The sequence below is a fragment of the Duganella sp. 1224 genome (assembly GCF_013408245.1).
Lineage (GTDB): Bacteria > Pseudomonadota > Gammaproteobacteria > Burkholderiales > Burkholderiaceae_D > Rugamonas.
Genome location: NZ_JACBYS010000001.1, coordinates 902221 through 926793, shown reverse-complemented (window position 1 = coordinate 926793; position 24573 = coordinate 902221). Strand labels below are relative to the sequence as shown.

Genomic DNA, 24573 nt, shown 5'->3' with positions numbered 1-24573 from the left:
CCTCGAAAAATCAATAGCTTACAAAAAGCCCCAAGTCGCCGCGCGGCGGCGCGCCGGCACCTTGAAAAAAAAATTTCTGTGCATAAGTGGGAAGCGAGACACCGTTGTTGCGCGGCACTGCGAATTCTTTGACAAAAGTGCCCGCGAGGAATAGTGTCACTCTGGAGTTCGGCCAGTTCGACTTACCATGGGAATCTGCATGAATCAGAACGACGACGATACCGATTGGATGATAGAAGACGAGGCGCCGGCCGATCAGGCCCGCCCCGGCGGCAGCAATGCCGCGCCGGCCCCGCCGCCATGGCGCGTGCTGATTGTGGACGACGATGTCGACGTTCATGTGGTCACCAAATTCTCGCTCAGCAATGCCTGCTTCCAGGGCCGCCGTCTGAGCTTCCTGCACGCCTACAGCGGCGAGGAAGCGCTCAACGTGCTGCGCAACACGCCGGACATCGCGCTGGTGCTGCTGGACGTCATCATGGAAACCAGCGACGCCGGCCTGCACGTAGCGCGCCAGATCCGCGACTCGCTGCACAACAACCTGGTGCGCATCGTGCTGCGCACCGGCCAGCCGGGCCAGGCGCTGGAGCACAGCATCATTCTCGACTACGACATCAATGATTTCTGGTGCAAGACCGATCTGACCACGCGCAAGCTGTTCACCACGGTGATCTCGTCGCTGCGCGCCTACGCCGGGCTGGAGGATGCGCACCGCCGCGCGCTGGCACTGCAGGCCGAACTGGACGCGGCGCGTAAGTTGCTGGCGGCGGTGGACCAGCACGCGGTGATCGCCACGCTGGACGGGCGCGGCCGTATTGCCTCGGTCAACGACAAGTTCTGCCAGGTATTCCAGTTCAGCCGCGAGGAACTGGTGGGCGCCGATCCGCGCCTGCTGCACCCGACGCCGTATCCGCAAGACCAGCTGGCCGATGCCCTGCAGGCCCTGAAGGACGGCGAGGCCTGGACCGACGTCATCAGCACCTGGCGGCGCGATGGCCAAGAGGTGCGCCTGCGCGTGACCGCCACCGCCGACGAGGGCGGCGGGGCCATCATCGTCGGCAGCGTCTTGCAGGCGCTCAAGGTTCCGCTTTAAGTTTCGCTTAAGTCGCGGATTCTAGGGGCGTTTTTGCGGATATCCACAAATGCTGTGCATAACTATGTGGACAGCACCCCATTGACAACGGATACGGCCTGTAACGGCGCGGTTTTCTACAAACTGCCCATCCAACAGGCAAAAACAAATCCCTTACAAATCAATTACTTACAAAATCACATATTGGAAGGGGAATGGTTTTCAAAAAAATTCTTGTCAACATGATTTGTGCATAACTAAACGCCGGACCGGCATCTTAATGCGGCGCTTTTCGGCGCTGATCGGGGTGCAATAGCACCCGTTCGATGACTTTGGGATCGACGTTGTGCGACTTCATGTATTCAATCGCACATACGGTATTGAAACTGGACTGTACCAGGATGCCGCGGTCGACCACGGCGCTGCAGGCATCATCGTGGCGTGGGTGAAAAAGCGTAACCGGCGGCGCCGATTCCAGGCTGTGGACTAGCGAAACGTTCATCATGATCCTTGGTGAAAGTGAGGGGCTGCCGCCCCGATCGTTGATGCGCTCAAGGAGTATGGACGACGACCGCCCAAAGTCAATGTCAGGCTCCTATCATTCCGCAATAAAAAGGTTCCGTTCTATAATGCGGCATGACCGCCGAGCGCCCCCGCCCCACTTCCCTGACGGACCTGTTTGTGTCGTTCACCCTGCTTGCGCTGCAAGGGTTTGGCGGCGTGCTGGCGGTTGTCCAGCGCGAGATGGTGGAGCGCAAAAAATGGCTAACGCCGGAAGAATTCATTGAAGACTGGGCGGTCGCGCAGATCATGCCCGGCCCCAACGTGGTCAACCTGTCGCTGATGATCGGCGACCGCTACTTCGGCCTGCGCGGCGCGCTGGCGGCGCTGGCCGGCATGCTGTGCGTGCCGCTGCTGGTGGTGCTGGGCCTGGCCGTGCTGTACGCGCGCTATGGCCACCATCCGGGCGTGGCCGGCGCGCTGCGCGGCATGGCGGCGGTGACGGCCGGCCTGATCGCCGCCACCGGCGTCAAACTCGGCGCGGCGCTGCGCCAGCACCCGCTGCCGCAGTGGGTCACTGGGCTGATCGTGCTGGCCTGTATCGGCAGCGCGCTGCTGCTGCATCTGCCGCTGGCATACACGCTGCTGGTGCTGGGCGGCCTGAGCTTTGCGCTCACGTGGCGCAAGCTGAAAGGCCGCGCATGAACGACGCGCCGCTGCATATCGTGCTGAGCTTTGCCGACTGGGTCAGCCTGTTCGGTCACTATCTGCTGCTGTCGCTGATGTCGATCGGCGGCGCGGTGTCCACTTCGACCGAGATGCACCGCTACCTGGTGGTGGAACAGCAGTGGCTGACGCAGGCGCAATTCAATCACTCGATGGCGATTGCGCAGGCGGCGCCGGGGCCGAACGTGCTATTCGTGGCACTGATGGGCTGGAACGTGGGCCTGAACGCCGGCAGCTACACGGCCGCGGTGGCCGGGGTGGCGGTGACCATGCTGGGGATCCTGATACCGAGCACCACGCTGACCTATTGCGCCGCGCGCTGGGGGCACAAGAACCGCGAGTTGCTGGGTGTGCGCGCCTTCAAGCAAGGCATGGCGCCGGTGGTGGTGGGGCTGATGATCTCGGTGGGGCTGATACTGGCCTCGCCGGACGGCGCTGCCGCGACCGACTGGCCGCTGTGGGTGATTTCGCTGGTGGCCGGGCTCATCATCTGGCGCACCAAGGTGCATTTGCTGTGGCTATTGGCGGCCGGCGCGCTGATCGGCTGGTTTCTGCCTGCCTGAACCCCGAACCGGAGGGGTCTGACCCCGCATGGGGTCAGACCCCGGGCCGCCGTCGCCGTGCGGGTCAGGGGGCGCGGAGACGCGCCGAGCGTGACCTATCAGCTCCGCTCGGCACTTACCCCATTACTCCTTGATCGCTTCGATGGCGAAGGTCAGGGTCACTTCGTCGCCCACGTTAGGCGCATACGCGCCGGCGTTGAATTCCGTACGCTTGATCTTGGCGGTGGCATTGGCGCCGCAAGCCAGTTTCTTGGCCATCGGGTGATCCGCGCAGTGGAAATTGGTGATGGTCAGGGTCACTGGCTTGGTGATGCCCTTGACGGTCAGGTTGCCGTCCACGGTCGATGGCTCATCGCCCTTGAAGTTGACCTTGGTCGACTTGTAGGTGATGGTCGGGAACTTGGCGGTGTCCAGGAACTGCTCACCCTGGATGTGCTGGTCGAACAGCTTCGAACCGGTGTCAACCGACTTGGCGTCGATGGTTGCCTCTACCGAGCCGGTCTTGGCGGCGCGGTCCAGCGTGACCTTGGCGTTGGTGGTGTTGAAGCGGCTTTGCTGGTTGCTGAAGCCGAAGTGGCTGTAGCTGAAGCTGGAGAAGGTGTGGTTAGCATCGGAAACAAAGGTGTCAGCAGCGGCGAAAGCGGACATCGAGAAACCAGCGGCGATCAGCAGGGCAACGATTTTTTTCATTTAGAAACTCCTATTGTGGTGAACAAGATTGTTCGAGTGAGGACGATTATGCGCGCCACAATTAAAGTTGTAAAACGAAAAATTTACCGCTTTACTATCGATAAAATCGATCATACGGCTTACGCAGCCGCTGCGATATCGTTCCCGGCCGGCGCCTGTTGCAGGATGCGGCCCAGCAGGCGCTGCTCCAGCGCAGCAAACGCCGCATTGCCGCGCGCGCGCGGCCGCGGCAGATCGACTTTCAGGTCCAGCGTGATGCGCCCTTCTTCGATCAGCACCACGCGATCCGCCAGCGCCAGCGCCTCCTGCACATCGTGCGTCACCAGCACGGCGGTAAAGCCGCGCGCCAGCCACAGCGATTCGATCAACTGCTGCATCTCGATCCGCGTCAGCGCGTCGAGCGCGCCCAAGGGTTCGTCCAGCAGCAGCAACTGCGGCTCGTGCAGCAGCGCGCGCGCCAGCGCCACGCGCTGGCGCTGGCCGCCGGACAACTCGGCCGGCCAGTCGTCCGCGCGCTCGGCCAGGCCCACCGTGGCCAGCGTGGCCGCCGCCGCGTTCAGCGCGCGCGGCAGGCCGATGGCCACGTTTTCCAGCACCGTCTTCCACGGCAGCAGGCGCGCCTCCTGGAACATGATGCGGATACTCGACGCCAGATTGCCGGCGCCGACCCGGATGCTGCCGTGGTCGGCCCGCTCCAGTCCCGCGATCGCGCGCAGCAGCGTGCTCTTGCCGCAGCCGCTGCGGCCGACGATGGCGACAAACTCGCCAGGGTGCAGCGTCAGCCGGACGTCGTGCAGCACCTGGCGCGCGCCAAACGATTTGCTGACGTGGTCCAGGTCAAGCGCCACGCCCTGGCGGCGCGCGGGCGATGGCGACGGCGATGATGGCTGCGGCGCCGCAGTCCACGTGCCCCCCTCGCGCGGCAGCGCGCCCGTGTCGAATAAAGCGTTCGAAATATGCATGCGTACTCCTTAACGGTAGGCTGGATTCCAGCGCAGGAAATGCTTCTCCAGGCCGCGCGACACCAGGTCGGCGGCCTTGCCCAGCAAGGCATACAGCAGGATCCCGACCAGCACCACGTCGGTCTGTAGGAACTCGCGGGCGTTCATGGTCATGTAGCCGATGCCGGCCTGCGCGGAGATGGTTTCCGCCACAATCAGCAGCACCCACACCAGGCCCAGCGAAAAGCGCACGCCCACCAGGATCGACGGCAGCGCCGCCGGCAGTATCACGTCCCGGTATAGCGGCCAGCCGGACAGGCCGTAGCTGCGCGCCATCTCGATCAGGCCCTGGTCGGCGGAGCGGATGCCGTGGAAGGTATTCAGGTACACCGGGAAGAACACGCCCACCGCCAGCAGGAACAGCTTGGCCGTTTCATCGATGCCGAACCACAGGATCACCAGCGGTATCAGCGCCAGCGCCGGGATATTGCGGATCATCTGCAGCGTGGTGTCGAGCAGCGTTTCGGCACCACGGAAGCTGCCGGTCAGCAGGCCCAGCGCCAGCCCGAGCCCCGCGCCGATGGCGAAGCCGCTCGCCGCGCGCCACAAGCTGGTACGCAGATGCACCCACAGCTCGCCCGATTCCGCCAGCGACCAGAAAGCCTTGGCCACCGCCCACGGTTCCGGCAGGATGCGGCTGGACAGCCAGCCCAGTTGCGACGACACCTGCCACACCGCGATCAGCAGCACCGGCAGCACCCAAGGAGTCCACGCGCTGTGCTTCTTCATCTACGCCGCCTTCTTCTTCGGCAGGATGTCGCTGGCCATGATCTCGCCAAAGGGGCCGGTCAGCGATTGCTCGCCATGCTCCCTGCCCTTGCCCAGCAGCGGGAACACCAGCTCCGCGAAACGGTACGACTCTTCCAGGTGCGGATATCCCGAGAAGATGAAGGTCTCGATCCCCAGGTCGGCGTATTCCCTGATACGCGCGGCCACGGTGTCGGGGTCCCCCACCAGCGCGGTCCCGGCGCCACCACGCACCAGTCCCACGCCGGCCCAGAGGTTGGGGGATACTTCGAGCTTGTCACGGCGCCCGCCGTGCAAAGCCGCCATGCGTTGCTGTCCCACAGAGTCCATTTTGGCGAAGGCCGCCTGCGCCTTGACGATGGTGTCGTCGTCCAGATGGCTGATCAGCTCATCGGCGGCGCGCCAGGCTTCCTCGTTCGTCTCGCGCACGATGACGTGCAGGCGTATGCCGAATTTGACGCTGCGGCCATGCCTGGCGGCGCGCGCGCGGATATCGTCCAGCTTTGCCGCCACCGCTGCCGGCGGCTCGCCCCAGGTCAGATAGACGTCCATCTGCTCGGCCGCCAGTTCATGCGCCGGCTCGGAGGAGCCGCCGAAGTACAGCGGCGGATACGGCTTCTGCACCGGCGGGTACAGCGTCTTCGCGCCCTTCACCGTGATGTGCTTGCCCTCGAAATCGTAGCCCTTGTCGCCGCCCTCGCCCGCCAGCGAGGCGCGCCATACGCGGATGAATTCATCCGAAATCTCGTAGCGTTTGGCGTGATCGGCAAACAGGCCATCCGCTTCCAGCTCGCCCTGGTCGCCACCGGTGACGACGTTGATCAGCAAGCGGCCGTTGGACAGGCGGTCGAAGGTGGACGCCATGCGCACCGCCAGGCCCGGCGTGGTCAGGCCGGGACGGATCGCCACCAGGAACTTGAGTTTTTGCGTCACGTGGATCAGCGACGACGCCACCACCCACGCATCCTCGCAGGAACGGCCGGTGGGCAGCAGCACGCCGTCGTAGCCCAGGGTGTCGGCGGCCACCGCCACCTGCTTCAGATAGTTGGCGTCGACGGCGCGCGCGCCCCTGGAGGTGCCGAGGTAGCGGCTGTCGCCATGGGTCGGGATAAACCAGAACAGATTCAGAGACATCGTTGCTTCCTTATTGCGCCGCCAGTTGCCGGGCGGGCAGCAGTGCATCCTTGACCGCGATCGGTTTCGGGATCAGTTTCAGGTTGGCGAAGGTGTCGGCCAGCTTCTGCTGCTGCGCCGCCACCTCGCCGGTGATCGGCTTGACGCCGTAGCTGTAGCGCGAGGCGGCCAGCGCCACCACGTCCACATCCAGCCCGGTTTGCGCCGACAGGATCTGCGCCACTTCCTTCGGATTTTTCTCGCCCCATTCGTCGACCTTGGCGATTTCCTCCAGCACGATGCGGACTATCTCGCTGTTCTTCTCGGCGTACGGGCGCGCGGCCAGGTAGAACTGGTGATTGGCCACCAGGCCCTTGCCATCGGCCAGCACGCGGGCGCCGAGCTGCTTCTCGGCGGCGGCCAGGAACGGATCCCAGATCGCCCACGCATCCACGCTGCCGCGTTCAAACGCCGCACGGGCGTCGGCCGGCGGCAGGTAGACCACCTCGATATCCTTGTAGCCCAGGCCCGCCTTTTCCAGCGCCTTGACCAGCAGATAGTGGACGTTGGAGCCCTTGTTCAGCACCACCTTCTTGCCTTTCAAGTCGGCCAGGCTGCGCAGCCTGGAATCCTTGTGCACCACGATCGCCTCGCTGCCCGGCGACGGCGGCTCGTTGCCGACGTAAACCAGGTTGGCGCCGGCCGCCTGCGCAAACACCGGCGGCGCCTCGCCGACCGTGCCAAAGTCGACGCTGCCGACGTTCAGCCCTTCCAGCAGTTGCGGGCCGGCCGGAAATTCGGTCCATTTGACGGTGACGTTGCGGGCCGCCAGCCGCTGCTCCAGCGTACCGCGTCCTTTCAGCAGCGTCAGCGTGCCGTACTTCTGATAGCCGATGCGGATTTCCTGCTTTGCCGGGGCTTGCGCCTGGGCCTGGGCCTGTACTTGCGCCGGGCCGCTGGCGGCCATCACGCCAGCGGCAAACAGCAGGCCCAGCGTGTGGCGGCGGGCCGCGCGTTTTTGATCGATGCTCATCGTGCCTCCCTAGCGCGCCAGGCGGACAGGCTGCGCCTGCGCCACAAACACGTCTTCCGGCTGCTGGCGCAGCGCGTTCAGCCCCGCCGACAGCGCGTCCACGCCGGCCTGTACGCGCCAGGCGATGGCCGGATCGACCGTCAGGCCGCTGACGTCGTTCCACGCCAGTTGCTGCGAGGTGGCGTAGATGCTGGTATAGACCTGGCGCGCGTCCAGCGCGTGCAGCACCGGGCGCAGCGCGTAGTCCAGCGCCAGCATGTGCGACTGGCTGCCGCCGGTGGCCAGCGGCAGCACCAGCTTGTCTTTCAGGCCATCCTGCGGCAGCAGATCAAGAAAGGCTTTCAGCAGGCCGGTGTAGGCCGCCTTGTAGATCGGCGTGGCGATCACGATCGCATCCGCCTCGGCCACCGCGTCCACCGCGCGCTTCAGCGCCAGGTCGGTGAAGTCCGCGTGCAGCAGCGCCTTGGCCGGCAGGTCGCGCACTTGCAGCTTGCTGTGACGATGGCCCAGCGCGGCCAGCTTGTCGCCGACGTGGTCCAGCAGACGGCCAGTGCTCGAAGGCGCGGCCGGACTGCCGCTGACGAGAAGGATACTCATGGTGTGGTCCCCTGTTTTGATGGTGGCGTTCAGCATAAATCCACACTATTCAATTCAAAACGAATTGTTTTGCGCTTCGATATGCAAAATCCACAGCATGAATTTTCCGCATAAGGAAAGCCGGATTTCTTCGTGTACTGCGTTTGCAACGGTCCTCATACTGGCAAGACCAATTTTTCTCTCTCGTGGACATACCATGTCTCAAGCACTGCTTAAAACGGCGCACGACCCGGCGCCCGATCCCCTGCACATCGCCACCGAACTGGCGCAACGCCTCGCCGCCAGCGCCAACGCGCGCGACCAGGCCGGCGGCCATGCGGCGCAGGAACGCGAATGGATACGCGCATCCGGCCTGCTCACGCTGTCCATCCCCACCATCTATGGCGGCCAGGGCGCCGACTGGCCGACCGTGTACCAGGTGATCCGCATCCTGGCGCGCGCCGACAGCGCGCTGGCGCACGTCTTCGGCTTCCATCATCTACAACTGGCCGGCATCCAGTTGTACGGCACCGCCCAGCAGCAGCGCCGTTTCCTGACGCAGACCGTGGAGCAGAACCTTTTCTGGGGCAACGCCCTCAACCCGCTGGACAAGCGCACCATCGCCACCGACGCCGACTACGGCTTTCAGCTGGATGGCATCAAGAGTTTTTCGTCCGGCTCCGTGGGATCGGACTGGCTGACCATCTCGGCCTGGCATGCGCCGACACAATCGGCGCTGATCGGCGTGGTGCCGACGCGCCAGCACGGCGTGGCGGTGCAGGCAGACTGGGATGCCTTCGGCCAGAAACAGACCGACAGCGGCAATGTGCATTTTCACCAGGTGTCGCTGCCGGCCACCCAGGTGCTGCAGGCGCCCGGGGTGACGCCGACGGCGCAAGCCACGCTGCGCTCGCAGGTGGCGCAGCTGATCATGGCCAATCTGTACCTCGGCATCGGCGAAGGCGCGTTCGAGGCGGCGCGCGCATACCTGGCAAACGAGGCGCGGCCGTGGTTCGCGTCCGGGGTGGACAAGGCCGGCGCCGATCCGCTGATCCAGCACCGCTTCGGCCAGCTGTGGCTGAAGCTGCGTCCGGCCTCGGTGCTGGCCGACCACGCGGCGCGGGGGCTGGAGCGGCTGTTCCGCCTCGGCGCGGCCGTCACCGCACAGCAGCGCGGCGAGCTGGCGGTGTCGGTGGCGGAGGCCAAGGTACTGGCCCACCAGGCCGGCGTGGATGTCAGCAGCGAGATATTCGAGCTGACCGGCGCCCGCTCGACGTCCTCCAGGTTTGGCTACGACCGTTACTGGCGCAACGTGCGCGTGCATACGCTGCACGACCCGGTCGACTACAAGATCCGCGACCTCGGCCGCTATGCGCTCGATGGCTCGCTGCCGCAACCGACCGCTTATTCGTGATGACTACGCCACTGATTCGCATCGAGCATGCGAGCAAATCGTTCGGCGACTTTCAGGCCGTGCGCGACGTCTCGCTGGACATCGGCCAGGGCGACATCTTTGGCCTGGTCGGCAAGAGCGGCGCCGGCAAATCGACGCTGCTACGCCTGATCAACCTGCTGGAGCGGCCGGATACCGGCGCGATCACGGTCGATGGCCGCGTACTGACGTCGCTGTCCCGGCGCGCGCTGCGCGATGCGCGCGCCAACATCGGCATGATCTTCCAGCAGTTTAACCTGCTGCAGAACGCCACCGTATTCGACAACGTGGCCTTCCCGCTGCGTATCCACGGCGGCCAGACCAAGTCGCAAATTGCCGCGCGCGTGGCCGACTGTCTTGACCTGGTGGGGCTGGCGGACAAGGCGCAGAGCTATCCGGCGCAGCTGTCCGGCGGGCAGAAGCAGCGGGTGGCGATCGCCCGCGCGCTGGCCAGCAAGCCGGCGGTGCTGCTGTGCGATGAGCCGACGTCCGCGCTGGACGCGGAAACCACGCGCGCGCTGCTTGGCACGCTGAAGGACATCAACCAGCGGCTGGGCGTGACCATCGTCATCGTCAGCCATGAGCTGGACGTGATCGGCGACATCTGCGACCGCATCGCGGTGATCGACAACGGCGCCATCGCCGAACAATTCGCGCTGGACGACGCGGCCAGCCTCGCCGCGCCGCGCCGCACGGCGCTGGGCCGCGAACTGGCTGCCGCCGTCGGCGCCCGCGCGCTGGCCGCCATCGCCCCGCTTGTGGAGGCCGCCCATGTCTGAACTCCTGTCCTCGCTGGGCGCCTCAGCCAACGCCATCGTCGCCATGCTGCCGGAAATGTGGGAGGCGCTGGGCCAGACGCTGATCATGCTCGGCATCGGCCTGTCGTCCGCCATCCTGATCGGCGGCCCGCTCGGCATCCTGCTATTCCTGGTGGCGGATGGCCAGTCGCTGCAAAACCGGCCCGCCGCGCTGATACTGGGATGGCTGGTTAACACCGTGCGCTCCTTCCCGTTCATCATCCTGCTGGTGGCGCTGGTGCCGTTCACGCGCGTCATCGCCGGTACCTCGATCGGGCCGCTGGCCGCCGCCGTGCCGCTGTCGTTCGCCGCCATCCCCTACTTCGCCCGGCTGGTCGAACAGAACCTGCGCGAGGTGCCGCGCGGCGTGATCGAAGCCGCCCACGCCATGGGCGCGTCGGAAGCCCAGATCATCCTGCGCGTGCTGCTGGTAGAGGCCCGCTCCGGCCTGGTGCTGGCGCTGACGGTACTGGCCATCAGCTTCCTGTCCTACTCCGCCGTGGCCGGCGTGGTGGGCGGCGGCGGCATCGGCGACCTCGCCATCCGCTACGGCTACTACCGCTTCGAGACCGACATCATGGTCGCCACCGTCGCCATCCTGATCATCATGGTGCAGCTGATCCAGTTCGCCGGCAACCGCATCGCAAAACGCATCGACAAACGCTAACAAGGACCACATGAACACACGCCGTCACCTGCTGCTGGCCGCAGCCGCCCTCGCCGTCAGCCTCTCCGCCCACGCCAGGGAACCGAAGGAACTGGTCATCGGCACCAGCTCCGGGCCGTATGCGGATCAGATCAAACTGGGCATCAAGCCCATCCTCGAAAAGCAGGGCTACAAGGTGCGGCTGGTGGAATTCAACGACTACATCCAGCCCAACTTCGCGCTGGCCGAGGGCTCGCTGGACGCCAACGTGTTCCAGCACATTATCTACCTGAGCAAATTCTCGGCCGATCACAAGCTGGCGTTGTCGGAGCTGATCAAGATTCCCACCGCGCCCATCGCCATCTACAGCAAAAAGCACAAAACGCTGAACGAGGTGAAGGAAGGCACCACCGTCGCCCTGCCGAACGACCCGACCAACCAGGCGCGCGCGCTGGTGCTGCTGGATCAACTGGGCTGGATCAAGCTGCGCGAGAAAACCGATCCGATCAAGGCATCGGAAAGGGACATCGCCGCCAACCTCAGGAAAATCAAGCTGCTGCCGCTGGAGGCGGCGCAGTTGCCGCGTTCCCTGCAGGACGCCGACTACGCCTTCGTCAACGGCAATTACGCGCTGGCCTCGGGCCTGAAACTGAAGGACGCGCTGATCACCGAAAAAATCTCGCCATCCTACGCCAACCTGGTTGCCGTGCGCACCGCCGACAAGGACAAGCAATTCGCGAAAGACATTGCCGCCGCCTACCGTTCGCGCGAATTCCTCGACGTGACCAACAAGTACTTCGCCGACTACGCCAAGACCGACTATCAACTGGCGCTGGAGAAAACCCGGTAATGCCGAAACTTATCCGCTTCAACGCGTTCCAAATGAACACGGTCAGCCACCAGTCGCCGGGACTGTGGACGCACCCGCGCGACAACAGCCACCGCTACAAGGATCCCGACCACTGGACCGAACTGGCGCAACTGCTGGAGCGCGGCCGCTTCGACGCCATCTTCCTGGCCGACGTGCTGGGGGTCTACGATGTGTACGAAGGCAGCGCGGCGGCGGCCATCCGCCACGGCGTACAGGTGCCGCTGAACGATCCGCTGGCGCTGGTGCCGCTGATGGCGCAGGCCACCACGCACCTCGGCTTCGGCGTCACCTGCGCGCTGACGTATGAGCATCCCTACACCTTCGCGCGCCGCATCTCCACGCTGGACCACCTGACACGCGGCCGCATCGGCTGGAACATCGTCACCGGCTACCTGGACAGCGCCGCCCGCAACCTCGGTTTGCAACGGCAACTGGGCCACGACGAACGCTACGACATGGCCGACGAATACATGGAGGTAGTGCGCAAGCTGTGGGAAGAGAGTTGGGAGGACGGCGCCGTGGTCAACGACAAGCAGCGCGGCGTGTATGCCGATCCGTCGCGCATCCACCCGATCAACCACGAAGGCAAATACTACAAGGTGCCGGGCTTTCACCTGTGCGAACCGTCGCCGCAGCGCACGCCGCTGCTGTACCAGGCCGGCACCTCGCCGCGCGGCACCGCATTCGCCGCCCGGCATGCCGAATGCACCTTCGTCAGCGGTCCAAGCAAGACAGTGGTGAAAAAATACGCGGACGACCTGCGCGCCGCCGTGCGCGCCGCCGGCCGCGATGGCGACGGCCTGAAAATCTACGCGCAAGCGCTGATCATCACCGCGCCGACGGCGGCCGAAGCCGAGGCCAAACATGCGGACTACCAAAACCACATCGACATCGAGGCCGCATTGGCGCTGCTGTCCGGCTGGACCGGCGTCGACTTCAGCCGCTTCCCGCTGAACGCGACCATCGACTACATCGACTCCGACGCCGGCCGCTCGGCGCTGGCCTCATTCAGCCAGGCCGACCCGGAACGCCGCTGGACCGTGCGCGAAGCCGCGCAATTCATCGGCCTGGGCGGACGCGGCCCGGTGCTGGTGGGGGATCCCGCGCAGGTCGCCGACCAGCTGGAAGCCTGGCAGGACGACACCGGCATCGACGGCTTCAACCTCGCCTTCGCCATCGCCCACGACAGCATGCGCGACGTGGTCGACCTGATCGTGCCGGAACTCCAGCGGCGCGGCCGTTACCGTACCGAGTACGCGCCCGGCACGCTTCGCGAAAAGGTGTTTCAGCGCTCCCAGTGACCGTGGGTCCAGACCCATTCGTTGTGGTGCCATGCCCAGTGGCCCGGCACCCAGTAGTGGGCGGGGCTAGGCGCGACAGTGATCTTTTCCACAATCACCGGCGGCATCGGCCGCGACGGGCCCTGGTACCAGTAGCCGCGCTGCCATTGCCAGCCGTGGTCGCGCCATGCCCAGTGGCCCTGCACCCAGGCGTAGCCCGGCGCCGGCGCCGGCGGGATCACTTCCTGCACCGGCGCCGGCACGTAGCGCACGGTGGCGGGATGATCGTGTACGACCACGCGTTCAGCGCAGCCACCCAGGCCGATGACGGCGGCCAGCGCCGCCGTGTAGATGATTTTCTTGGTCATGTTATAAGTCCTCGTGTTGTGCGGCGATTGCCGCAGCCGGAGTTATAACGCGCCAGTGGCCCAATCCGATGTATAAACCAGGTTTCCCGCGTAAGCAAATGTAAGACGGCGCTCAGTCGTTGCGCATCTGCGCCTGCGAGACGTTGCTGCCCGGCGGGACGCTCTGCGTCAGCCACACGTTGCCGCCGATGGTGGAGCCGGCGCCGATGGTGATGCGGCCCAGGATGGTGGCGCCGGCGTAGATCACCACGTCGTCCTCGACGATCGGGTGGCGCGGCACGCCCTTGATCAACGCGCCCTGCTCGTCGGCCGGGAAGCGCTTGGCGCCCAGCGTGACGTGCTGGTACAGGCGCACGCGCTGGCCGATGATGGCGGTTTCGCCGATCACCACGCCGGTGCCATGGTCGATGAAGAAGCTGGCGCCGATCCGCGCCGCCGGGTGGATATCGATTCCGGTCAGCGAATGGGCGATGTCGGACACCAGCCGCGCCAGGAAGGGCGAGCCAAGACTGTGCAGGCTGTGCGCCAGGCGGTAGTACAGGATGGCGATGGTGCCCGGATAGCACAGCATGATCTCGGCCACCGAGGTGGCCGCCGGGTCGCCGGAAAACGCCGCCTGCACGTCGGACACCAGCAGGCCGCGAATCTCCGGCAGGCCGGCCGCGAACTGGCGCGTGATGTCGTTGGCCTGGCGGGTCAGCGCCGCGTCGTCGGGAATCGCGTCCTCGGACGAGAACTGCAGCCCGCGCCGCACCTGCTCGGCCAGCCGGTTCAGCGTGGTGTTCAGGGTGTCGCCGACGAAGAAGTCGATGCTCTCGTCGGTCAGGTTGGGACGGCCGTAGTGGGTCGGGAACAGCGCCGCCTGCAGGCCGTTGACGATGGTGGTCAGCGCCTCGCGCGACGGCAGCTCGCGCACCCGCCCGTGATGGCGGATGTTGTGGGTGGCCTCGCGCGAGACGCGCAGTTGTTCGATCACACTGGCCAGATTCCAGTGCGTGGGCTTGACGGAGGTGCCGTCAAAGGTGTCTATGGTCATAATGTCTCTGATTCTGTAGGCCTGGGCGCAATCGCCCACGCTGGAGCATAAATGCCCGCCGCGCGCGAACAAACGAAGGATTTCAGCCATTCTTATGCGGCCGGCGCATATCGCGTAAAATGCCGGGTCCACCGAACAATACGCTATTCATGAATATTTTGCTGACGCTGCTGTTGGCCGGCCTGTCCATGGTCGGGCCGCTGGCCATCGATACCTATCTGCCGTCCTTCCCGGCCATTACCCACGCGTTCGACGCCAGCCCGCTGGTGGTGCAGCAGACGCTGTCGATGTTCCTGTTCTGCTTTGCCTTCATGATGCTGTTCTACGGCACCCTGTCCGACTCCTTCGGCCGCCGCCCGGTGATCATCGTCTCGCTGGTGGCCTACATCGCGGCCTCGGTGGTGGCGGCGATGGCGCCGTCCATCGGCGTGCTGCTGGCCTGCCGCGTGGTGCAGGGCCTGGCCGCCGGCGCCGGCTCGGTGGTGGGCCGGGCGATTGTGCTGGACCGCTTCGACGGCGCGCAGGCGCAGAAGATCCTGTCGCATATCATGATGGTGTTTGGCCTGGCGCCGGCGATCGCGCCGGTGCTGGGCGGCTGGCTGCAGGTGAGCTACGGCTGGCGCTCGATCTTCTGGTTCCTCAGCGCCTTTGGCCTGCTGATGCTGGTGTCGGTGTTCCGCGCGCTGCCGGAAAGCCTGGCCGCCAAGGACCGCCAGCCGTTCCACCTCGGCGTGATCGCCAAAAACTACTGGAAGGTGCTGGCGCACCACCACTTCCTGCTGTTGGCGGTGGCGGTGGGCATGTGCTTCGCCGGCGTGGCGCTGTATATCGGCTCGGCCGCCTACTTCGTGATGAACATCCTGCACTTGCCGGAAACCGCGTTCGCGTGGATGTTCGTGCCGCTGATCAGTGGCATGGTGATCGGCTCGGCGCTGTCCGGCAAGTTCGCGCACAAGTTCTCGCGCAAGGGACAGGTGTGGCTGGGCTTTGCGGTGATGATCAGCGCCGGCGTGATCAACGTCGCCTACAACATGGCGTTTGTGGCGGCCGTGCCGTGGGCCGTGATGCCGCTGTTCATCTACTCGTTCGGCCTGGCGCTGGCGATGACGCCGTTGTCGCTGATCGCCATGGAGTACTTCCCCAACAACAGCGGGCTGGCGTCGTCGATGCAGTCGTTCATCCAGATGCTGCTGTTCGCGCTGGTGTCCGGCCTGGTGGCGCCGCTGCTGTTCGACAGCGCGCTGAACCTGGCCTGGGGCGTGCTGGCCAGCCTGGTGGTCAGCCTGATCGCCTGGCTGCTGGCGCAAACCGGCAAGCCAGTGATCCACCACTGATCATGGCCAGGGCGCCGGCGTCACGTCGATATATTGCGCCCCGCCCTGCTCCGGCTCCGGCTCGCGCTGCGCGGCCGAGCGGCCCGGCGCCTGGGCCGGATTACGCAGGCCGAGCATCTCCTTGCGCGACTCGACAAAGTCCGCGCTCGACAGCGGATGCTCCTTGTCGGGCCAGTTCTCCACCGCCCACGCCTGCAGTTGTTCGAAACGTTGCCAGAGTTCGCCGATAAAGCGGCGGCGTTCATCTTCGTTGTCCATACGGCCTCCTTGTGACGGCAGTCTGCACCGGCTGGCTTTGCGCGTCGGTACGCAAGATAACCCACTAGCATGTAAAATGGCGCATTCATCTGTCTTAAGCCAGAAACACCGCATGCGTCTCACCTCTTTTACCGACTACTCACTGCGCACGCTGCTGTACCTGGCGGCCAACCGGGATCGGCTGGTCACCATCCAGGACATCGCCGACCTGCACGTGATCTCCAAGAACCACCTGATGAAAGTGGTGTATCAGCTGGGCCTGGCCGGCCTGGTGGAGACGGTACGCGGCCGCAACGGCGGCCTGCGCCTCGGCAGGGAGCCGAAGGACATCAACATCGGCGCGCTGGTGCGCTCGACCGAAACCGATTTTTTCATGGCCGAGTGCTTCGACCGCGCCAACGACACCTGCCCGCTGACGCCCGACTGCAAACTCAAACACACGCTCAACGCCGCCACCCAGGCCTTCCTCCACGTGCTCGACCAGCAGACGCTGGCCGACATGCTGCCAGCCGATCCCGCCCATACGCACAGCAAGCCGGTGAAGATCATGCGCAATTCCGTCAAAAAATAGTTGCCCGATGCGGTGGGCCGGTGTGGCATCGTCCTACCGGATCTGACAGCATCATCCTACAGGGGCGCGCCCCGCAGGCGCGCATGATGGTGGTTTCCGGCGGCGAGTTGCCGGTCCATCGGCGACAACTGAACAGGAGGCACCATGCTGGCAATGAACTATCGCGGTCCTTACCGCATCCGCGCGGCACAAAAACCCGATCCGGAGATCGAACATCCGGGCGACGCCATCGTGCGCGTGACCCGCGCCTGCATCTGCGGCTCGGACCTGCACCTGTACCACGGCCTGGTGCCGGACACGCGGGTCGGCTCCACCTTCGGCCATGAATTCGTCGGCGAGGTGGTCGACATCGGCAGCGACGTGCGCAAGCTGAAGGTCGGCGACCGGGTGCTGGTGCCGTTCAATATCTTTTGCGGCGACTGCTATTTCTGCGACCGCGAACTGTACAGCAATTGCCACAACGTCAATCCGGAAGCCACCGCCGTCGGCGGCATCTACGGCTATTCGCACACCACCGGCGGCTATGACGGCGGCCAGGCCGAACTGGTGCGCGTGCCGATGGCCGACGTCGGCCCGATGGTGATCCCGGACGACATCGACCAGGACGACGCCGTGCTGCTGACCGACGCCCTGCCCACCGGCTACCAGGCGGCCGAGATGGGCGACATCAGCGCCGGCGACACGGTGGTGGTGTTCGGCGCCGGTCCGGTCGGCATCTTCGCCGCCAAGTCGGCGTGGCTGATGGGGGCCGGGCGGGTGATCGTGGTCGACCACGTCGACTACCGGCTCGACTTCGTGCGCCGTTACGCCCACTGCGAGGTGGTCAACTTCAAGGACGTCGACGACATGGCGCTGCACATCAAGAAAATGACCGACTGGCTCGGCGCCGACGTCTGCATCGACGCCGTCGGCTGCGAGGCGGCCGGCAGCGCCATGCAGTCGCTGACCGGGCGCTACACCATGATGCAGGCCGGCTCGGCCACGGTGCTGCACTGGGCGATCAACTCGGTGCGCAAGGGCGGCAACGTGTCCATCGTCGGCGTCTACGGCCCGACCTTCAACGCGGTGCCGATCGGTAACGCGCTCAACAAGGGGCTGACGCTGCGCATGAACCAGGCCAGCGTCAAGCGCCACCTGCCGCGCCTGCTGGAGCACATCCGCGCCGGCCACCTGAATCCCAAGGAAATTATCACCCACCGCGTGCCGCTGGCCGACGTGGCGGATGCCTACCAGATCTTTTCCGGCAAGCTGGACAACTGCATCAAAACGGTGCTGCTGCCATCCGGCGCAGCCAACTGAGGAGAGCGCCATGCCACAAGAATCCCTTCCTTCCGCGGTCGCCGACGGCCACGACCCGCTGGCGCCGCTGCGGCGCGACGACATCCCCGGCTGGGGCAGCGACCTCGACCGCGCCATGCGGCCGGCCGTGCCGATGGAACGCATGCCGCCCCGGCTCGACCGGCCCGACCATCCGCCGGCGCAGCAGCACAGTCACGTCGAGGTGCTGGTGTCGCCCGAGCGGCCTGGCATCACGCCGGTGTTTGGCACCACGGCGCCGCCGCGCGGGCTGAGCGGCATGCTGCGCCGCGCCGCCTTCCGCCAGACGGAAAACGATGTCCGGCACTGGCTGCTGTTGCTGCTGGCCGACCGGGTTGACGCGGTGGAAGGCATCGGCGACGACCTGCGCCAGGGCCACATCCCCAACGTGTTCAGCGAAGTCGGCCTGCCGGCCGTCTGGCGCCATGATCCGCGCCGCGTGATCCGCAAGGCCGCCATCGGTGCAGCGGTCCTCGGCGTCGGCTACTGGCTGCTACGACGCCGCAAGTAATCTCGCGGGATATTGTCCACAGCGCGGAGAGTTGTCAAAGACATCATGATCGGTTAGTATTTTTTCATCAAACCGATGGAGATGACGATGACAGTGAAACCGATGCTCGCCGTAGCCGCGGCCCTGCTCCTGCCGGCGGTTGCTTACGCCCAGCAACAAGACCAGGCCATCAGTGCCGCGCAAGCGGAACAGCCGCAATCCATGGATAGCGTCACCGTGTCCGCGCGACGCTTCCACATGGAGCCGCAGGACTTCAGCCCCTTCGAATACGAATACGTGCTGAACAACGGCACCGTCGTCCGTTTCAGCCGCCGCGTTGGCCGCTTTTACATTGGCGGCCGCGGCACGCCGACGGTGGAGATCTTTCCGATCAGTCCGATGGAGTTCGTGAGCAAGAGCGGCGCCCATCTGGTGTTCACGGAAGGCGGCGATGCGCTGGATATAGACCATTACGAAACGCTGGCGACGGCGTTTTACCCGCCGCACGCGCCCCAAAGACGCCGCTAGCGTCACGCTACCGAACGTGCTCATGACCGCATGCCCGACGGCAAACGGCCGCCGGCACCCATGTTGATGATGCCGCGCTGCATAGCCAGCAGCACGGCGTGGGTGCGGTCCTTGGCTTGCATTTTGGCCATCGCATTCTTCATGTGGGTCTTGATCGTGCCTTCCGACAGCCCCAGCCGGTCGCCGATCTTCTGGTTGGTGTTGCCCACCGCCGCCAGCCGCAACACTTCAATTTCCCGCTGGCTCAGCTTTTCCATGTACATCGTCTCAGCCAGCGCGCAGGCCACCGCCGGCAGGATGCGGCGACGCCCGCTGTGCACGCTGAGGATGGTTTCCTCCAGTTCGTGCCGTACCGCGCTTTTCAACATATAGCCCAGCGCCCCGGCGCGGATCGCCCGCGAGGCGTGAAAATCGCCCTCGCACGTGGTCAGCACGATCACCCGCGCGCCTGGCGCTTCCCGCCGGATCGCGGCGATCACCTCGCTGCCGTGCTGGTCCGGTAGTTGCAAATCCATCAAGGTGATGTCGGGCCGCAGGCGCCGGTGCAGTTCGATGCCCTCGGCGCCGGTGCCGGCCTGGCCGACCAGGCGCACGTCGGGCATGGCGTCCAGCGCGATGGCCACGCCTTCGCGGAAGATGGGATGCGCATCCACCGTCAGCACCGTGATCGGAGCGGCAGCCATGGCGCTGACTTGGGGCGACGAGTAGCGCTGCCCGCGCGCCACCGTGTCGACCGCCGCGACGATGTCTTGCCCGCCGGCGGACAGCAACAGATAACCTCGCACGCCACAGTCGAAGGCGGCGCGCACGTCGCCTTCGCGGTCGAGCGAGGTCATGACGATGATGGCAGCGGGATGCAACTCCCTCGCCAGCGCAACGCCGGTCGCGTAGTCGGCGATGACGATGCCCGCCACATGGGCGGCATGCGGCTGGGACGTGTGCGTCGTCACGGCGCTGTCGGCGAGGGCGGCATGCAGCCTGGACGCGATGGCATGATCCGGATGCATGATATGGACGGTGGCAGGATTCGTTCTCATGATGCTCTCCTCAAACAAACGTAATGTGTATTTCATGTAGTGAGTACTCCATGAATCAACGTTAGCATAATCATTTTCATAGTTCAAGCGCCGTGGCGTACTCGGCAAGGCTGGACAGGCCCCTCACTGAAAGGCACGACACCTCATAACTATCTGTTTTAATTGAGTAAATTCTTACTTATTGTGAAAATTTCCGGCGCCGTGTATCATCCCGAAATACATGTAGCGTTCCCTTCATGAATTCAACTTTTGGCGGACTCGCCACAGGATCAAACATGGCCCGGACATCGGCAAAAAGCGCAGTACGCGGCACAGGTGTGCGCGAGGCGGCGGCGCAGGAAACCCGGGGTAACATTCTTCGGGCGGCAACCAAGGTTTTCGCGCGCTACGGCTACGACGGCGGTAGCGTGGACAAGATCTCGCGTCTGGCGAAATCCCACGACCGCATGATTTATTACTACTACGGCAGCAAGGAAGGCTTGTTCGTGGCGGTCCTCGAAGACCTCTACCGGCGCATGGACGAGACAGAGAGCAAGGTCGCCCCGGATCCGTCCCAACCGATCGAAGCGTTGAAGGCCATCATCCGCTTCAAACTGCATTATTATTGGGATAACCCTGATTTTCTGGCGCTGCTGAACTCGGAGAACCTGCATCGGGGCAAGCACCTGTCCAAGCTGGAACGCAAGGGCGAATATTCGGCGCTCGCATTGGAAAATTTTGCCAATATCCTGACGAGCGGCGCCGAGCAAGGCCTGTTCCGCAAGGACCTGGGCGCGCGCGATGCCTTCCTGCTGGTAGCCTCGGCCGCGTATTTTTATGCGTCCAATCGCTACACGCTGTCCGCGTTTCTCGGCGAGGACCTGAGTGCCGAGGAATCGCTGCGCCATTGGGAAACATTTGTGATCGAAAGCGTCTTGCGCGTCGTGCGGGCGGAGCCGCCCGCCGGCGATTAAGCACTGTACTTGTTACGATGAACTATCTTCGTGCCCGCACCATTGAGGAAGTGTTGCACCGGCTCTCAGCACAGCCGCAAGCCCGTATTGTCTGCGGCGCCACCGATCTGTTCGCCGATCCGGCGCTCGCGCCAGGCAAGGTGGAATGGGTGGACATCAGCCGCGTCGAGGCATTGCGCGCCATCGCGCGCCGTGACGGCATGGTCCGCATCGGCGCGGCGGCGACCTGGGACCAGATCGCGGCGACCGCCTGGCTGCCTGCCGCGCTAAGGCAAGCGGCCGAGTCCGTCGGCTCGCGGCAGATCCGCGTGCAAGGCAGCATCGGCGGCAACCTGTGCCATGCCTCGCCGGTGGCCGACGGCGTGCCGCCCCTGCTGGCGCTCGACGCGCAGGTCGAGCTGGCGAGTGAGCGCGGTGTGCGACGATTGCCGCTGGCCGAGTTTCTGCTGGGCCGCCGTCGCACCGCGCTGCGGGCGGACGAGTTGCTGCTTGCCGTCTGCTTCCCGGTTGCGCATGAGCGGGAGCGCACGGCGTTTGTCAAATACGCCAACCGCGACGGCATGGCGATCGCGGTCGTGTCGGCCGCCGTGCGCGTGGCGATGTCGAGCGATGGCCACATCGAGAAGCTTGCGGTCAGCGTTGGCGGCGTGTCGGAAGTGCCGCTGCGGTTGCGCGCGCTGGAAACCGCGCTGGAAGGCCGGCACCGGTCGGCGCTGGCCCCTGCAACCAGGGAGCTTGTGACATGGAGTCCAATCGACGACTGTCGGGCTTCGGCTGCGCATCGTCTGCATGTCGCGCCGCTGGCGATCGAGCGGGCGTTCAACGACTGTATCAAGGAGAGCGGTCATGGCGGATTATCAGCCTGAAGAAAGTACACCACTGGCACCAGAAACGGCGCCTGCCACGGACTGGTTCCAGCTCAATGGCGAGCGGGTACCGCTGCCGGCCGACCGCTCGACGCGCCTGCTCGATTATTTGCGCGTCGGCCTGCGCCAGTTCGGCACCAAGGACGGCTGCGGCCAAGGCGATTGCGGCAATTGCACCGTGATTGTCGATGGCGAGGCGCGCTACGCCTGCCTGCTTCCCGTCGCCCAGGTCGCGGGACAACGCGTGGTCACGGTCGAAGGCCTGGCCAGCGGCACACAATGCGGACAGCGGCTGCAGCAGGCATTCCTCGCGCATCAGGCGGTGCAATGCGGATTCTGCACGCCGGCCATGCTCACCGCCGCCGCCGCGGCGATTGATGCGGGCCGCGTCTGCGACCGCGCCAGCGCGCGCGACGCCATCGATGGTGTGCTCTGCCGCTGCACCGGCTACCAGAAGATCGTCGATGCCGTCGCCGAGGTGGGCACCGGCAGCGCCGCGCGTTCGCGCACGGACCCGCCGGCCGCGGGCCCATCGGTCGGCGTGCCGCTGACACGCCTGGATGGCCGTGAAAAAGTCGATGGCAGCCAGCGTTTCGGCGCTGACGATTACCCTGCTGACAGCCTGCTGATACGCGCCATCCGCTGCCCGCATCATCGCGCCCGCTTCGCGTTCGGCGACCTTTCGGCCTACCTCAGTGCGCATCCCGGCGTACATCGGGTCCTGACGCATGCCGACGTGCCGGGTATCAACGCGCACGGCGTGGTCACCATCCACGCCGATCAGCCGGTGCTGGCGGAGTCGGAGACGCGGCACTACCTGGAGGCGGTCGCCATCGTGGTCGGGGAACGGGAGGCGATCAACGCGCTCGACCTGGCGGATTTCCCAGTGACGTGGCAACCGTTGTCCCCTGCCCTCTCGCTGGACGACGCCACGCGCGACAGCAGCCCGCAACTTCACGCCAACCGCCCCGGCAATCTGCTGATCGAGGGCCTGGTGAGCCGCGGCGACGCGCAGGCCGTCCTGCGCGACGCGCCCCACGTGGTCAGCGCCACCTTCGATTCCAGTTTCGTCGAACATGCTTACCTTGAGCCGGAGGCCGGCTGGGCACAGCGCAACGGCGACACGATCGAGATACACACCTGCACGCAGGCGCCCTATCCACATCGCGCCGACCTCGCGCGCATTCTTGCCGTGGCGCCGGAACAGGTACGGATCGTGGCGACCGCCGTGGGCGGCGGCTTCGGCGGCAAGCTCGACCTGACGGTCCAGCCGCTGCTCGCCATCGCCGCCTGGCACCTTGACCGGCCGGTGACCATGACGCTGACGCGCGAGGAATCGATGGCCACATCGACCAAGCGCCATCCGGGCCACATGGTGTCCAGCATGGCCGCCAACGCCGATGGCCGCCTGTGCGCGGTGGCGTTCGAGGGCGACTTCAATACTGGCGCCTATGCCTCGTGGGGCACGGCCGTGGCCAATCGGGTGCCGGTGCATGCCGGCGGTCCCTACGTCATTCCGCATTACCATGCGCACACGCGCGCCATCCACACGCACGTGACGCCCGCCGGCGCCTTCCGTGGCTTTGGCGTGCCGCAGACCACGATGTCGCAGGAACAGCTCATCGACGAGCTGGCGCTCAAGGTGGGCATCGATCCGCTGGAATTTCGTCTGCTGAACGCCATGCGCCCCGGCGACTCGCTGCCGACCGGGCAGGTTCTCAACGACAGCGTCGGCATCGTGGCCTGCCTGGAGGCGTTACGGCCGGCATGGCGCGAGGCGCAGGCGCGCGTGGCGGCAAGCAACGAGGCCGCGCCGCGCCACGTGCGCCACGGCGTCGGCCTGGCGGCGTTCTTCTATGGCTGCGGGAATACGGCATTGCCCAATCCTTCGACCATACGCTTCGGCATCCGTGCCGACGGCAGCATCGTTCTGCACCAGGGTGCGGTGGATTCGGGGCAAGGATCCAATACGGTCATTCCCCAGATTGCGGCCGACGCCCTGGGCGTGCCGGTCGACAGCCTGCACTTTATTGGCCCGGACACGTCCGTGACGCCGGATTGCGGCCGGACGTCGGCGTCGCGCCAGACTTTCGTGACCGGCCGCGCCGCCATGCTTGCCGGAACGACGCTGCGCCGCCGTCTGCTGGCCGTTGCCGGCGCCGCCAGCGACGCCCGGATCACCACCGGCGCACACGGCATCGCGATTGATGGCCGCGCCGTGGATCTGCGGGAATTGCCGGTCGATTCCAACGGCTACGTGCTGGCGGCCGAGGAAAGCTTCGATCCGCCCGTCACGCCGCTCACGGCGACCGGCCAAGGCAGCCCTTATGCCACCTATGCATTCGGCGCCCAGATGGCGGAAGTCACGGTCGATTGCCAGACCGGGCGGGTGCGCGTGGTGAAGGTCGTCGCGGCGCACGACGTCGGCAAAATGGTCAATCCCACGCTGCTGGAAGGACAAGTGGAAGGCGCGGTGGCACAAGGCGTCGGGCTGGCGCTGATGGAGAAATACCATCCGGGCCGCCACAACAATCTCCGCGACTATCTGATTCCCACCGTGCACGACGTGCCGGAGGTGCGGTCGATTTTCATCGAAGCGCCGACGGACCTGGGGCCCTATGGCGCCAAGGGCATCGGCGAACCCGCGCTGGTGCCGACCGCCGCCGCCATCCTCAACGCGATTCAGCATGCGATCGGCGTGCGCATCCGCGAGGCGCCCGCCTCGCCGGAGGTGGTGCTCCGCGCACTGGCGGGCAAGACCTGACGC

27 protein-coding genes are annotated in these 24573 nt (G+C 65.4%); 16 read left to right on the top strand and 11 right to left on the bottom strand.

Features of this window, described 5'->3' with window-relative positions:
• The first annotated feature begins 199 nt into the window (after positions 1-199).
• Positions 200-1093, top strand: a complete 894-nt coding sequence (locus FHW58_RS04245; RefSeq protein WP_179671799.1) for a PAS domain-containing protein — start codon at positions 200-202, stop codon at positions 1091-1093.
• A gap of 256 nt (positions 1094-1349) precedes the next feature.
• Here the strand turns inward: FHW58_RS04245 and FHW58_RS04240 are convergent, their stop codons facing one another.
• On the bottom strand, positions 1350-1577 hold the full coding sequence (locus tag FHW58_RS04240) for a hypothetical protein (RefSeq protein WP_229265048.1): 228 nt from the start codon (positions 1575-1577) through the stop codon (positions 1350-1352).
• A 131-nt stretch (positions 1578-1708) separates the two neighbouring features.
• Here FHW58_RS04240 and FHW58_RS04235 point away from each other — a divergent pair, with 131 nt between their 5' ends.
• The gene (locus FHW58_RS04235; protein WP_179671798.1) at positions 1709-2278 is read left to right on the top strand and encodes a chromate transporter; all 570 of its coding nucleotides are present in this window, start codon (positions 1709-1711) and stop codon (positions 2276-2278) included.
• A complete protein-coding gene (locus FHW58_RS04230; protein WP_179671797.1) occupies positions 2275-2862 on the top strand; it encodes a chromate transporter in 588 nt (195 codons plus the stop codon). Before FHW58_RS04235 ends, FHW58_RS04230 begins: the two co-directional genes overlap by 4 nt.
• 123 nt (positions 2863-2985) lie before the next feature.
• Here the strand turns inward: FHW58_RS04230 and FHW58_RS04225 are convergent, their stop codons facing one another.
• From FHW58_RS04225 to ssuE, 6 genes are all read right to left on the bottom strand, one after another.
• The gene (locus FHW58_RS04225; protein ID WP_179671796.1) at positions 2986-3552 is read right to left on the bottom strand and encodes a YceI family protein; all 567 of its coding nucleotides are present in this window, start codon (positions 3550-3552) and stop codon (positions 2986-2988) included.
• 119 nt (positions 3553-3671) lie between these two features.
• Positions 3672-4514 (bottom strand): ATP-binding cassette domain-containing protein, encoded by an 843-nt coding sequence (locus FHW58_RS04220; RefSeq protein ID WP_179671795.1) that lies wholly within the window; start codon positions 4512-4514, stop codon positions 3672-3674.
• 9 nt (positions 4515-4523) lie between these two features.
• Complete coding sequence (ssuC, locus tag FHW58_RS04215; protein WP_179671794.1) at positions 4524-5282, bottom strand: aliphatic sulfonate ABC transporter permease SsuC; 759 nt, start codon at positions 5280-5282, stop codon at positions 4524-4526.
• Positions 5283-6428 carry an FMNH2-dependent alkanesulfonate monooxygenase gene (gene ssuD, locus FHW58_RS04210; RefSeq protein ID WP_179673272.1) on the bottom strand — a complete coding sequence of 382 codons (1146 nt, stop codon included), beginning with the start codon at positions 6426-6428 and terminating at the stop codon, positions 5283-5285.
• A gap of 16 nt (positions 6429-6444) precedes the next feature.
• Positions 6445-7446, bottom strand: a complete 1002-nt coding sequence (locus tag FHW58_RS04205) for a sulfonate ABC transporter substrate-binding protein (protein WP_179671793.1) — start codon at positions 7444-7446, stop codon at positions 6445-6447.
• 9 nt (positions 7447-7455) lie between these two features.
• Entirely contained in the window at positions 7456-8043 is a 588-nt protein-coding gene (gene ssuE, locus FHW58_RS04200) for an NADPH-dependent FMN reductase (protein ID WP_179671792.1), read from the bottom strand.
• A 196-nt stretch (positions 8044-8239) separates the two neighbouring features.
• On the opposite strand from ssuE, the gene FHW58_RS04195 reads away from it, so the two are divergent.
• From FHW58_RS04195 to FHW58_RS04175, 5 genes are read left to right on the top strand one after another with little or no spacing between them, the layout of a single operon-like run.
• Positions 8240-9436 carry an acyl-CoA dehydrogenase family protein gene (locus FHW58_RS04195; RefSeq protein WP_179671791.1) on the top strand — a complete coding sequence of 399 codons (1197 nt, stop codon included), beginning with the start codon at positions 8240-8242 and terminating at the stop codon, positions 9434-9436.
• Entirely contained in the window at positions 9436-10233 is a 798-nt protein-coding gene (locus FHW58_RS04190; RefSeq protein ID WP_179671790.1) for a methionine ABC transporter ATP-binding protein, read from the top strand. Before FHW58_RS04195 ends, FHW58_RS04190 begins: the two co-directional genes overlap by 1 nt.
• A complete protein-coding gene (locus tag FHW58_RS04185; RefSeq protein WP_179671789.1) occupies positions 10226-10918 on the top strand; it encodes a methionine ABC transporter permease in 693 nt (230 codons plus the stop codon). Before FHW58_RS04190 ends, FHW58_RS04185 begins: the two co-directional genes overlap by 8 nt.
• Before the next feature lie 10 nt (positions 10919-10928).
• A complete protein-coding gene (locus FHW58_RS04180) occupies positions 10929-11747 on the top strand; it encodes a MetQ/NlpA family ABC transporter substrate-binding protein (protein ID WP_179671788.1) in 819 nt (272 codons plus the stop codon).
• On the top strand, positions 11747-13069 hold the full coding sequence (locus tag FHW58_RS04175) for an LLM class flavin-dependent oxidoreductase (protein ID WP_179671787.1): 1323 nt from the start codon (positions 11747-11749) through the stop codon (positions 13067-13069). The genes FHW58_RS04180 and FHW58_RS04175 overlap by 1 nt, the downstream gene beginning before the upstream one ends.
• Here the strand turns inward: FHW58_RS04175 and FHW58_RS04170 are convergent.
• Together FHW58_RS04170 and epsC are read right to left on the bottom strand one after the other, a co-directional pair.
• Positions 13054-13416, bottom strand: a complete 363-nt coding sequence (locus FHW58_RS04170) for a YXWGXW repeat-containing protein (RefSeq protein WP_179673271.1) — start codon at positions 13414-13416, stop codon at positions 13054-13056. The two genes, FHW58_RS04175 and FHW58_RS04170, sit on opposite strands and share 16 nt — an antisense overlap.
• Positions 13417-13528: 112 nt before the next feature.
• Positions 13529-14452 carry a serine O-acetyltransferase EpsC gene (gene epsC, locus FHW58_RS04165; protein ID WP_179671786.1) on the bottom strand — a complete coding sequence of 308 codons (924 nt, stop codon included), beginning with the start codon at positions 14450-14452 and terminating at the stop codon, positions 13529-13531.
• 149 nt (positions 14453-14601) lie between these two features.
• Between epsC and FHW58_RS04160 the strand changes: the two genes are divergently transcribed.
• Positions 14602-15786: a multidrug effflux MFS transporter gene (locus FHW58_RS04160; protein WP_179671785.1), complete on the top strand. Its 1185-nt coding sequence runs from the start codon at positions 14602-14604 to the stop codon at positions 15784-15786.
• Here FHW58_RS04160 and FHW58_RS04155 read toward each other — a convergent pair whose 3' ends face one another.
• Positions 15787-16044, bottom strand: coding sequence for a hypothetical protein (locus tag FHW58_RS04155; RefSeq protein ID WP_179671784.1), 258 nt, complete (start codon positions 16042-16044; stop codon positions 15787-15789). It abuts the gene before it with no gap.
• A 112-nt stretch (positions 16045-16156) separates the two neighbouring features.
• On the opposite strand from FHW58_RS04155, the gene FHW58_RS04150 reads away from it, so the two are divergent.
• The 4 genes from FHW58_RS04150 (at position 16157) to FHW58_RS04135 (ending at position 18950) form a co-directional block, all read left to right on the top strand.
• Positions 16157-16615, top strand: a complete 459-nt coding sequence (locus FHW58_RS04150; RefSeq protein WP_179671783.1) for an Rrf2 family transcriptional regulator — start codon at positions 16157-16159, stop codon at positions 16613-16615.
• Positions 16616-16759: 144 nt separating this feature from the next.
• Complete coding sequence (locus tag FHW58_RS04145; RefSeq protein WP_179671782.1) at positions 16760-17914, top strand: zinc-dependent alcohol dehydrogenase; 1155 nt, start codon at positions 16760-16762, stop codon at positions 17912-17914.
• Positions 17915-17924: 10 nt separating this feature from the next.
• Positions 17925-18443: a hypothetical protein gene (locus tag FHW58_RS04140; protein ID WP_229265047.1), complete on the top strand. Its 519-nt coding sequence runs from the start codon at positions 17925-17927 to the stop codon at positions 18441-18443.
• An 87-nt stretch (positions 18444-18530) separates the two neighbouring features.
• On the top strand, positions 18531-18950 hold the full coding sequence (locus FHW58_RS04135) for a hypothetical protein (RefSeq protein ID WP_179671781.1): 420 nt from the start codon (positions 18531-18533) through the stop codon (positions 18948-18950).
• Positions 18951-18970: 20 nt separating this feature from the next.
• Here the strand turns inward: FHW58_RS04135 and FHW58_RS04130 are convergent, their stop codons facing one another.
• Entirely contained in the window at positions 18971-19987 is a 1017-nt protein-coding gene (locus FHW58_RS04130) for a DNA-binding response regulator (RefSeq protein ID WP_229265046.1), read from the bottom strand.
• Between the two features lie 275 nt (positions 19988-20262).
• On the opposite strand from FHW58_RS04130, the gene FHW58_RS04125 reads away from it, so the two are divergent.
• The 3 genes from FHW58_RS04125 to FHW58_RS04115 are packed head-to-tail and all read left to right on the top strand — an operon-like array spanning position 20263 to position 24570.
• On the top strand, positions 20263-20940 hold the full coding sequence (locus FHW58_RS04125) for a TetR family transcriptional regulator (protein WP_179671780.1): 678 nt from the start codon (positions 20263-20265) through the stop codon (positions 20938-20940).
• A gap of 17 nt (positions 20941-20957) precedes the next feature.
• Positions 20958-21806 (top strand): xanthine dehydrogenase family protein subunit M, encoded by an 849-nt coding sequence (locus FHW58_RS04120; protein WP_179671779.1) that lies wholly within the window; start codon positions 20958-20960, stop codon positions 21804-21806.
• A complete protein-coding gene (locus FHW58_RS04115) occupies positions 21787-24570 on the top strand; it encodes a molybdopterin cofactor-binding domain-containing protein (protein ID WP_229265045.1) in 2784 nt (927 codons plus the stop codon). Before FHW58_RS04120 ends, FHW58_RS04115 begins: the two co-directional genes overlap by 20 nt.
• The last annotated feature ends 3 nt before the right edge of the window (positions 24571-24573 follow it).

Excerpts from the sequence above, each read along its gene's own strand:
- FHW58_RS04195 (WP_179671791.1), top strand. The coding sequence starts at position 8,240 with ATGTCTCAAGCACTGCTTAAAACGGCGCACGACCCGGCGCCCGATCCC.
- FHW58_RS04160 (WP_179671785.1), top strand. The coding sequence starts at position 14,602 with ATGAATATTTTGCTGACGCTGCTGTTGGCCGGCCTGTCCATGGTCGGG.
- FHW58_RS04245 (WP_179671799.1), top strand. The coding sequence starts at position 200 with ATGAATCAGAACGACGACGATACCGATTGGATGATAGAAGACGAGGCG.
- FHW58_RS04175 (WP_179671787.1), top strand. The coding sequence starts at position 11,747 with ATGCCGAAACTTATCCGCTTCAACGCGTTCCAAATGAACACGGTCAGC.
- FHW58_RS04155 (WP_179671784.1), bottom strand. The coding sequence starts at position 16,044 with ATGGACAACGAAGATGAACGCCGCCGCTTTATCGGCGAACTCTGGCAA.
- FHW58_RS04180 (WP_179671788.1), top strand. The coding sequence starts at position 10,929 with ATGAACACACGCCGTCACCTGCTGCTGGCCGCAGCCGCCCTCGCCGTC.
- FHW58_RS04120 (WP_179671779.1), top strand. The coding sequence starts at position 20,958 with ATGAACTATCTTCGTGCCCGCACCATTGAGGAAGTGTTGCACCGGCTC.
- FHW58_RS04145 (WP_179671782.1), top strand. The coding sequence starts at position 16,760 with ATGCTGGCAATGAACTATCGCGGTCCTTACCGCATCCGCGCGGCACAA.
- epsC (WP_179671786.1), bottom strand. The coding sequence starts at position 14,452 with ATGACCATAGACACCTTTGACGGCACCTCCGTCAAGCCCACGCACTGG.
- FHW58_RS04230 (WP_179671797.1), top strand. The coding sequence starts at position 2,275 with ATGAACGACGCGCCGCTGCATATCGTGCTGAGCTTTGCCGACTGGGTC.
- ssuE (WP_179671792.1), bottom strand. The coding sequence starts at position 8,043 with ATGAGTATCCTTCTCGTCAGCGGCAGTCCGGCCGCGCCTTCGAGCACT.
- FHW58_RS04150 (WP_179671783.1), top strand. The coding sequence starts at position 16,157 with ATGCGTCTCACCTCTTTTACCGACTACTCACTGCGCACGCTGCTGTAC.
- FHW58_RS04185 (WP_179671789.1), top strand. The coding sequence starts at position 10,226 with ATGTCTGAACTCCTGTCCTCGCTGGGCGCCTCAGCCAACGCCATCGTC.
- FHW58_RS04140 (WP_229265047.1), top strand. The coding sequence starts at position 17,925 with ATGCCACAAGAATCCCTTCCTTCCGCGGTCGCCGACGGCCACGACCCG.
- FHW58_RS04220 (WP_179671795.1), bottom strand. The coding sequence starts at position 4,514 with ATGCATATTTCGAACGCTTTATTCGACACGGGCGCGCTGCCGCGCGAG.
- FHW58_RS04225 (WP_179671796.1), bottom strand. The coding sequence starts at position 3,552 with ATGAAAAAAATCGTTGCCCTGCTGATCGCCGCTGGTTTCTCGATGTCC.
- FHW58_RS04125 (WP_179671780.1), top strand. The coding sequence starts at position 20,263 with ATGGCCCGGACATCGGCAAAAAGCGCAGTACGCGGCACAGGTGTGCGC.
- FHW58_RS04115 (WP_229265045.1), top strand. The coding sequence starts at position 21,787 with ATGGCGGATTATCAGCCTGAAGAAAGTACACCACTGGCACCAGAAACG.
- FHW58_RS04135 (WP_179671781.1), top strand. The coding sequence starts at position 18,531 with ATGACAGTGAAACCGATGCTCGCCGTAGCCGCGGCCCTGCTCCTGCCG.
- FHW58_RS04170 (WP_179673271.1), bottom strand. The coding sequence starts at position 13,416 with ATGACCAAGAAAATCATCTACACGGCGGCGCTGGCCGCCGTCATCGGC.
- FHW58_RS04130 (WP_229265046.1), bottom strand. The coding sequence starts at position 19,987 with ATGAGAACGAATCCTGCCACCGTCCATATCATGCATCCGGATCATGCC.
- FHW58_RS04235 (WP_179671798.1), top strand. The coding sequence starts at position 1,709 with ATGACCGCCGAGCGCCCCCGCCCCACTTCCCTGACGGACCTGTTTGTG.
- FHW58_RS04205 (WP_179671793.1), bottom strand. The coding sequence starts at position 7,446 with ATGAGCATCGATCAAAAACGCGCGGCCCGCCGCCACACGCTGGGCCTG.
- FHW58_RS04190 (WP_179671790.1), top strand. The coding sequence starts at position 9,436 with ATGACTACGCCACTGATTCGCATCGAGCATGCGAGCAAATCGTTCGGC.
- ssuC (WP_179671794.1), bottom strand. The coding sequence starts at position 5,282 with ATGAAGAAGCACAGCGCGTGGACTCCTTGGGTGCTGCCGGTGCTGCTG.
- FHW58_RS04240 (WP_229265048.1), bottom strand. The coding sequence starts at position 1,577 with ATGATGAACGTTTCGCTAGTCCACAGCCTGGAATCGGCGCCGCCGGTT.